Origin of the sequence: Thiocystis violacea, from assembly GCF_016583565.1 — a bacterium.
GTDB lineage: Bacteria > Pseudomonadota > Gammaproteobacteria > Chromatiales > Chromatiaceae > Thiorhodococcus > Thiorhodococcus violaceus_A.
This window is the reverse complement of record NZ_NRRF01000057.1, coordinates 20957-29417: the sequence shown is the minus strand read 5'-3', so window position 1 is coordinate 29417 and position 8461 is coordinate 20957. Positions and strand designations below refer to the sequence as shown.

Sequence of the window (8461 nt, the reverse complement as noted above, 5' to 3'; positions counted from 1 at the left end):
CAGCTATCTGCACCTCTACTTTCCGTCCGCCCCACGGGCGGCCGCGGCACTCTTCTTGGCGGATTGAGCTTGCTGAAGGGCTGCGGCCAGGACTGCTGGCGCCTCCGCTGGCTCGCCTTCATCAACCAATCCTGCGTCATCGCGGCGGCGTTTGGGCTCATCACCGGCGAGCGTCTGAAGGGCGGCGCACGCGCCCTGCTCGGCCTCATTGAGCGACCGCGGAGGGTGTCGGATCGCAGGTGGATATATTCTGAGGGTGCTGTAGCATAAGCGTCGGCCATGCAACCTGGCCAAATTACCCGGCGCTTCTGCGCGCCACATCAAGACGGCGGCTTCCGACCGCCAGCTCAATCGCACTCTCTGTGCTCATCGCGGACCCTTGTCCGCACAACTCGGCGAACATCTCGCGCCGATCGAAAACTCGACCTCGGTGAGTCGCGGCATCGCGCGGCTCCGACCAAACCCGGAAGGCGTTTGCCTGGTCCGCTTGCGTCTTTTGCCATCCAGATTTCCCCGTTGCTGGGACCGGAGATGATATGACTCGTACCCACGTCAAACCTAACACCCACGTCAAACAAGAGTTCGGCAGGAACCCCTTGCAGGTTCGCGATACCAACCACTACACGGCGGAGTACGTTCACGCCTTTGTCGAGAAATGGGATCAGCTGATTGATTGGGATCGACGCGCCGAAAGCGAAGGCGACTTCTTCATCCGTCTGCTCCAGGAGCACGGGGCGAGGAAGGTGCTGGATGTCGCGACCGGAACCGGCTTTCACTCGGTCCAACTCCTCAAGGCGGGACTCGAGGTGACCAGCGCGGACGGCAGCCCGGTCATGCTCGGCAAGGCCTTCGAGAACGCCCGCCGCCGCAATCACATCCTGCGCACCGTGCATGCGGACTGGCGCTGGCTGAACCGCGATGTGCATGACTACTACGACGCCGTCATCTGTCTGGGCAATTCCTTCACGCATCTGCACGACGAGAACGACCGTCGCAAGGCCCTGGCGGAGTTCTACGCCACCCTGAAGCACGACGGCATCCTCATCCTGGATCAGCGCAACTACGACGCCATCCTCGACCATCAGATCGCGCCCCAGCACAACTTCTATTACTGCGGCGAGAACGTCCGCGCGACACCCGAGCACATGGACGAGTCCCTGGCGCGGTTCCGCTACGAGTTTCCAGGCGAGGAGGTCTTCCACCTCAATATGTTTCCCCTGCGCAAGCATTACGTGCGACGCCTGCTCAATGAGGTCGGCTTCCAGCGCGTGACCACCTACGGTGATTTCAAGGAGACCTACCGGGACGCCGAGCCGGACTACTTCATTCACGTCGCGGAAAAGTCCTACGTCGAAGGGGGCGAGGACGCATGAGCACCAGCTATTCGGAAGTCGTCGAGACCGCGCGGACGTACTACAACAGCGAGGACGCGGACAACTTCTACTTCCACGTCTGGGGCGGGGAAGATATCCATATCGGTCTCTATGAGACGCCGGGCGAGGCGATTGCCGACGCCAGCCGGCGGACCGTGCAGCGCATGGCGTCCAGGGTGCGGGGCCTGGGTCCGGACACGCGCGTCCTGGATCTCGGCTCGGGCTATGGCGGCGCGGCGCGCTATCTCGCCAACACCTTCGGCTGCAGGGTCACCGCGCTCAACCTCAGCGAGCGCGAGAATGCCCGCAACCGCGAGATGAGCCGCGCGCAGGGCGTCGGGCATCTGATCGCGGTCCTCGAGGGCAGCTTCGAATCCATTCCGGCGCCGGATGCCGGCTTCGACCTCGTCTGGTCGCAGGACGCCATTCTGCACAGCGGTCAGCGCGACCAGGTCATCAGCGAGGCCGCGCGCGTGCTGCGTCCGGGCGGCGAGCTGATCTTCACCGACCCCATGCAGGCCGACGACTGCCCGCAGGGCGTGCTGCAGCCGGTCTACGACCGCATCCACCTCAGCTCGCTGGGCTCCATCGGCTTCTACCGCCAGTCCGCCAAGCGACATGGCTTCAAGGAGGTAGAGGTCATGGAGCTGACCGAGCATCTCAGCGTCCACTATGCCCGGGTCAGGGAGGAACTCGAAGGTGCGCGCTCCACCCTGAGCCGCCTGGTGTCGGACGCCTATATCGAGCGCATGCTCGGCGGGCTGGGCAACTGGATCGAGGCTGGCCGCAAGGGTTACCTGAGCTGGGGTATTCTGCACTTCCAGAAACCGCCTTCCTGAGAGCACTTGACCAAGTTCTTCGACACGCTGGCATACGACAACTGGCACCTCTTACTGGCGGCCTTGGCGGTCGTCCTCTTGGGGCGGCTCGGTGCCTGGATGCTGCATGGGAAATCCGGGGTCTCGCGATTTCCCCGCCTCGTGGCCCTCATCGATCTCGTCTTGCTGCCATGCGCGGTCCTCGTCGGCGGGGCGCTGGTCCGGCTGGCCGCGGATCTGTTTGAGATTCCCGGATCTGAGGCTCCCATACGGATGCTGACGCTGCTGCTGGCCTATCTGGCGGTGGGATGGGCGCTGGCGCGCCTCATTGAGGTCATGCTGTTCAATCGCGCCGACGAAAAACTCTCCGAGCGCGTGCCGAAGCTGGTGATCGGGCTCATCTATGTCACGACGACGCTGCTTGGGATCGCGCTGTTTCTCTGGCAGCACGGTTACTCATTCACCGGCATCTGGGTCTCGACCGGGGTCGCGGCGGCGGTCCTTGGACTGGCCCTCCAGAAGACGCTGAGTGACCTATTCTCCGGCATTGCCCTGGGGCTGGAGCGGCCGTTTCGGCTTGGCGATTGGGTCGAGCTGAAAGACGGGATCATCGGGCAGGTGGTCGACGTGAACTGGCGCGCGACCTGGCTGCGGGGTTGGGACAATGCGACGCACATCATCCCCAACTCGCAGATGGCGGGACAGGCAATCAAGAACCTGCATGGCGATCAGCACCTCTTTGCGCCCTGGTATTTCGTGAAGATTCCCGTCGAGGTGGATCCGCGCTTTGCGACCGCACTGATGCTGGAGGCGGCGCTGCGCTGCGAGAACGTGCTGAAGTTCCCCTATCCGGTGGTGCGTCTCGCCGATGCCACGAGCGTCCCTTACTCCTATATGGTCTGGGTGCATCTGAAGAACTATCCGGCGATGTTCCGTGCCCGCGAGGAGTTGTTCCGCGAGATCCATCATGGACTGCAGGCGGCGGGCATTGAGGTGGCGCCCCAAGTGCATGAAGTGCGCACGCGCCGCGCCCAGATCACGCAAGCCGAGCCGCCAAGCGTCCTGCTGGCACTTCAGAGTCTCGACATCGCGGGTTTCCTGACCGGCGACGAGCTGGAACGGCTGGCCGCGCGAGCGGACTACTGCCAGTTCGACAGCGGTCGGATCCTCCTGGCGGAGGGTGTGCCGAGCGAGGCCTTTTACGTGGTCACGGCCGGGCTGATCGAGGCGGCGGTCATGCTCCCCGACCGCACCCGCAAAGTCACTGAGACCCTCGGGCCAGGGAAGCACTTCGGGATCACCTCGATGCTGACCACGGATCCTTCCTTCCTGGAGTTCATGGCCAAGAGCGACGTGAGCCTGATCCGCATCGATCTCGACTGCATCCGCGGACTGGTTGCCGAGCGGCCAGAGCTGGCGGACCGTCTGGCTGGGATCGTGAAGGAGCGCTTGGACGCCGCGGAAGCGGCCCGCTATGCGAGCCGCCAGCCGTCCAGGAGTCTCAGCATGCGCGACATCCGCGAGCGCATCGAGGGCCTGGTGGGTCGTCAGTCGCGCCTGTATCGGGGGCGTTGAGGCGGTGACGGCTCCGCCGGCGGTTATCCCCATCGTCGCGCCTGGGGATGATCGCGCATCTCCCGTCCGCCGCTTTCCCGATGCAGGTCGACGCGGTCAGAAGTAGTAACCCAGATTCAGGTTGAACCTGTAGTTCCACTCGTCGTTGCCATTGACGCCGAAGTCGCCAACCCCATCGATACGGCCGTAGTCGTCGCTACCGTCATGGGCGGCTTCGTTGCCGACGAAGTAGTTGCCGTTGGAGTAGGCGAGGTCGCTGTAGATGTACCAGCCTCCGCGTGCCCAGGCCGCGCCGACGACGAACATGTCGCTGTCGTTGAAGGCGTCCTCGTCCTTGACGATGCTGCTGTACTCGACATAGGGCAAGACATAGTCCAGCCAGGGAATCCGCGGCGTCTCGTGCTTGTAGCTCAGGGACACGGCCGGGATCCAGGCCTTGGCGGCGACCGGCCAGGCGAAATCGTAGGCGCCCATGGGGACCAGCGTGTCCGTGCCCCAGGGATTATCGCCGTCGATGTCGTATTCGTAGCGGGTTAGCTGAGCCGCGAGCGTCCAGTTGTCGAGATGACTGACCATGTGCGCAGAGGCCGCCCAGTGGCTGCCGTCATCCGTTCTCTGCCCCTTGAGCTGGCCGTATTGCAGCGAGGCCCCAATGTCGGTGGGGATGGCCACGTCGCTGAGGCTGTAGATGGCCCGGACGTTGAGCTGGTTGCGCTCCTCATAGCCATTGTGGGCGCCGCCATAGCTGACATTGCCGTCCTGATCGACGGATTCCGTCCAGCGCACGGCGTCATAGCTGTATCTGGCGCTGTTCAGGCTGCGCCCGAAATAGCTTCCCTCGCTGGCCGCGTAGTAGGCGACGTCGATCGTCCAGTCGTCGATGCTGGTGGTGTACTTGATGCCGAGGTCCATGTCGTCGGCGAGACCGACATAGTAGTGCTGGTCGAAGAACCAGCTCTGCGAGACGCCGTAGGGGCCGGGACCGAAGGGTACCCGGTTGACGCCAACCTGAATCTCGCTGTCGTCGGCGAAGCGATAGCCGATCCAACCCGTGTGCAGGAAATTGTAGCTCTCGCCGCTGCTCGCGGGGTACCAGCGATACTCCAGCTTGCCGATGATGTTGTTGTAGTCGAGCGCCAGGTCGATACGGAAGGTATCGAGTTCGACATTCCCGCCATTGCCGCCACGGTTTGGGCCGTCATCGTAGCCCCGATAGCTGCCAAGCACATAGTTCACACGCATGGCACCGCCGATGGTGACTGGACCGATCTTGAATCCCTGGTCGGCCTCCGCCGCCGGAGCCGAGACCACGTCGAATTGTTGCTCGACGGTTTCTTGCTCGACGGTCTGCTGCGCGACGGTCGCGGCCTCGATTGGCGCGGATGATGTCCCCGTCTTGGCCTGGGACAGTGCCTGCTCGGCCTCGGCGAGCTGGCGTTTCAGATCGGCGACCCGCTGCTCCAGCTCGGCCGTGCTGGTGGCCAATGCGCTAGAGGGAAGGGCGGACAGGATGCCGAGCGCGAATAGCGCCACACCCGAGGTGGCACGGGTTGTTCCTCGATCGATCACGACTGATTTCCCAGTCACGGCTTCCAGGTCTCGACGGTGTCGGCGTTTTCCTCGACCCAGCGGCGAGCGTTCTTATAAGGGTCGGATCGCTTCTCCTGGTTCCAGATCATGAGCTCGGCCATCTGGTCGGGCGTCCAGTGGAACTTGTCGAGGACGGTATAGACCTCGGGCATGTCTTCCTTCAGTCCCTTGCGCACGATGGTGTGGATCTCTTCCTCGCCGCCGTAGATGCCCTTGGGGTCATCCAGATACTTGAGATCGTCTTTGGCGAACATCCAGTGCGGGGTCCAACCGGTGACCACGACCCACTCCTTGTCCTTGATGGCATCGCCGAGCACGGCGGTCATGATGGGGCCGGTACCCTCGACCAGTTTCATGTCATCGAGGCCGTAATCCTTGACGACCAGTTCGGTCTTGCTCATCAGGCCGGCGCCGGGATCGATGCCGATGATCTTGCCGTCGAACCTGTCGGCGTTGGCGTTCAGCTCGGTAATGGAGTCGATGGTGACATAGCTCGGGACCACCAGACCGATGCGGGTTCCTTCCAGGTTTGGTCCCAGATCCTCAACCTTGTCGGCGACCTTGGCCAGATATTGCTTGTGCGTGGTCGGTAGCCAGGCCGCGACCAGACCGTCGACATCGCCGGTGCCGACGGCTTGCCACATGGCGGCGGCGGAGACCGGGGTGATCTTGACGTCATAGCCCATGTCTTCCAGGACGGCCCGGACGACATTGGTACTGGCGACCTCGCTGGACCATTCGACATAGGCCAGCTCGACCTTGCCTTTGTCGGCGGCGAGCGCCAGGGTGCCAACGGCGGTCAGTGCCATGGCGATGATCAGGAGTGCGATTCTCTTCATCGTGAAGGATTCCTCGTGTGGTGAGTGGATGTCACGCCTCGCTTGGAGCGCGCGGACGATCTCTACAAGGCGGGACGGGGTTTGCACCCCGCTCCGCTCCGGAGGATCAGCCCGCCGTTCCCGGCTTGCGCCTGGCGATGCCCTGGGTGATGCGGTCGAGCACCATCGCCAGCACCACCACGGCGATGCCGGCCTCGAAACCCATCCCGGCCTCGTTGCGCTGGATCGCGCGCCAGACCTCGCCGCCCAACCCCTGGGCGCCGATCATGGCGGCGATGACGACCATCGACAGGGCCAGCATGATGGTCTGGTTGATGCCGGCCATGATAGTCGGGACCGCCAGCGGCAGCTGGACCTTGGTCAGTTTTTGCCAGCGCGTGGAGCCGAAGGCGTCGGCGGCCTCGACCAGGTCGGCGGGCACTTGACGGATGCCGAGCGTGGTCAGACGGATCGCCGGCGGCATGGCGAAAATCACGGTCGAAAAGACGGCCGCGACCGGTCCCAGCCCGAAGAAGGGGATCGCCGGGATCAGGTAGACGAAAGCCGGCATGGTCTGCATGAAGTCCAGCACCGGGAAAACGACGCGATAGGCCGTCGACGAGAGCGCCGCGATCACTCCCAGCGGGGTGCCGATGGCGACCGCGACAAAGGTCGCGATCAGCACCAGCACCAGGGTCTGGAGGGTCGGCTCCCAGAGGCCGAGGTTCCACAGCAAGGCAAAACCAAAGAGCGACAGGAGGGCGGTGTGCACCCCGGCGAGGCGCCAGGCGAGCAGGGCGAAAAGCAGAATGGTCACCCCCGGCGGCAGCCACATGAGGCCGTCGACGGCGTTGTCGATGCCGTTCTCCATGACATCGGAGACGATCTTGGTCGCGGTCGCGAAGTGGTCGGTGAGGACCTCGAGCCCGTTATCGATCCATGCGGCGAGCGGCAGGCGTGGGATCTCGATCATGCCGCCTCCTCCTGGATCTCGCCGGTGTCGCCGGTGGATTCGGCCAGTCCCTGCAGCAGCGAGGCGCGCACCACGACGCCCTTGAGTTTGCCGTCTTCATCAACGACCGGGGCCGGCATGGTGGTCTGGGCGAGCGGGCCGAAGAGATCGCGGATCGGGGTGTCGAGCGAAACGGCCGGCACGCCGGGGGCGATGATACCCTGGATGGATGTCTCCCCGCGCTGAACGGCCGCGAGCGCGGCGTCGTCGCAGACGATACCGCGCAACCTGAAGTCGGACTCCACCACGCACAGACAGTTGAGGTCCTCGTCCTCCATCTTGCGCAGCACCGTCCGCGGACCGTCGGTGACGAAAGCGACGCTGCGCGCCCGGCGCATCACGGCGCTGGCGGTCAGGAGCTTGGTCTTATCGACCTCGGCGACGAAGCGCTCGACATAGGCGGTGGCGGGATTGGCGAGGATCTCCTCGGCGGTGCCCACTTGCTCAATGCGGGCGTCCTTCATCAGGATGATGCGGTTGCCGAGAAAGAGCGCCTCGTCGAGATCGTGGGTGATAAAGACGATCGTCTTTTGCAGCCGGCTCTGGAGCGCCACCAGTTCCTGCTGCATGTCGCGTCGGATCAGCGGGTCGAGCGCCGAGAAGGCCTCGTCCATCAGCAGCACGTCGGGATCGACGGCCAGCGCGCGGGCGAGTCCCACACGTTGCTGCATCCCGCCGGATAGCTGGCCTGGGGTGGCGTCCGCCCAGCCCTCCAGACCGACCTGCTTGAGGGCGGTCAGCGCCTTCTCGGCGCGCTCGGCCGGGGCCATGCCCTGGATCTCCAGGCCATATTCCACGTTCTCGCGGATAGTCCGGTGCGGAAAGAGTGCGAAATGCTGGAAGACCATGCCGAACTTGCGTCGGCGCACCTCCAGCAGCGCATGGCGATTGAGACCGACGATGTCCTGGCCATCGATCAGGATCTCGCCGCTGGTCGGCTCGTTGAGACGGTTGAGACAACGAATGAGACTGGATTTGCCGCTGCCTGACAGGCCCATGACCACCAGGATCTCACCTTCGTGGACATCGAAACTTGCATCGGCCACGCCGACCGCCTGACCCGTCTTCTCGAAGATGGCCTGTTTGGTCGCGCCCTGGCGCAATAGTGCCTGGGCGTGCTCCGGCGAGTCGCCGAAGACCTTGGTCAGACCGCGCACGGCGATCTTTACGGATTGTTCTGCGGGCATGACCCTGATGGTCCTAACGGAGACTTGATGTGCGGAATCCTGGGTGATTCCGCGACGTGATTTGCAGCAGGAAGCTGCCTGTCCCGAT

General features: G+C 63.9%; 8 protein-coding genes. 4 read left to right on the top strand and 4 right to left on the bottom strand.

All coding sequences use genetic code 11. The features are described 5' to 3' along the window. The 4 genes from CKO23_RS25315 to CKO23_RS18575 all read left to right on the top strand — a co-directional run. Positions 1–270 (top strand): hypothetical protein (locus CKO23_RS25315; protein ID WP_207168609.1); only part of this gene is annotated, 270 nt, incomplete at its 5' end. Positions 271–536: 266 nt separating this feature from the next. After that, positions 537–1373: a glycine/sarcosine N-methyltransferase gene (locus CKO23_RS18585; protein WP_200333321.1), complete on the top strand. Its 837-nt coding sequence runs from the start codon at positions 537–539 to the stop codon at positions 1371–1373. Then, positions 1370–2212, top strand: a complete 843-nt coding sequence (locus CKO23_RS18580; protein WP_200333320.1) for an SAM-dependent methyltransferase — start codon at positions 1370–1372, stop codon at positions 2210–2212. The genes CKO23_RS18585 and CKO23_RS18580 overlap by 4 nt, the downstream gene beginning before the upstream one ends. Before the next feature lie 6 nt (positions 2213–2218). Beyond that, positions 2219–3766 carry a mechanosensitive ion channel family protein gene (locus CKO23_RS18575; protein ID WP_200333319.1) on the top strand — a complete coding sequence of 516 codons (1548 nt, stop codon included), beginning with the start codon at positions 2219–2221 and terminating at the stop codon, positions 3764–3766. Between the two features lie 96 nt (positions 3767–3862). Here the strand turns inward: CKO23_RS18575 and CKO23_RS18570 are convergent, their stop codons facing one another. From CKO23_RS18570 to CKO23_RS18555, 4 genes are all read right to left on the bottom strand, one after another. Continuing rightward, positions 3863–5353, bottom strand: coding sequence for a type IV pilus assembly protein FimV (locus CKO23_RS18570; protein WP_440870578.1), 1491 nt, complete (start codon positions 5351–5353; stop codon positions 3863–3865). Continuing rightward, entirely contained in the window at positions 5350–6195 is an 846-nt protein-coding gene (locus CKO23_RS18565) for a glycine betaine ABC transporter substrate-binding protein (protein WP_200333318.1), read from the bottom strand. Before CKO23_RS18565 ends, CKO23_RS18570 begins: the two co-directional genes overlap by 4 nt. Before the next feature lie 106 nt (positions 6196–6301). Next, positions 6302–7147: an ABC transporter permease gene (locus CKO23_RS18560; protein WP_200333317.1), complete on the bottom strand. Its 846-nt coding sequence runs from the start codon at positions 7145–7147 to the stop codon at positions 6302–6304. Further along, complete coding sequence (locus CKO23_RS18555; RefSeq protein ID WP_200333316.1) at positions 7144–8373, bottom strand: quaternary amine ABC transporter ATP-binding protein; 1230 nt, start codon at positions 8371–8373, stop codon at positions 7144–7146. Before CKO23_RS18555 ends, CKO23_RS18560 begins: the two co-directional genes overlap by 4 nt. Positions 8374–8461 lie beyond the last annotated feature (88 nt).

Coding starts and splice junctions, on each gene's coding strand:
- CKO23_RS18555 (WP_200333316.1), bottom strand. CDS start 8,373: ATGCCCGCAGAACAATCCGTAAAGATCGCCGTGCGCGGTCTGACCAAG.
- CKO23_RS18560 (WP_200333317.1), bottom strand. CDS start 7,147: ATGATCGAGATCCCACGCCTGCCGCTCGCCGCATGGATCGATAACGGG.
- CKO23_RS18565 (WP_200333318.1), bottom strand. CDS start 6,195: ATGAAGAGAATCGCACTCCTGATCATCGCCATGGCACTGACCGCCGTT.
- CKO23_RS18585 (WP_200333321.1), top strand. CDS start 537: ATGACTCGTACCCACGTCAAACCTAACACCCACGTCAAACAAGAGTTC.
- CKO23_RS18580 (WP_200333320.1), top strand. CDS start 1,370: ATGAGCACCAGCTATTCGGAAGTCGTCGAGACCGCGCGGACGTACTAC.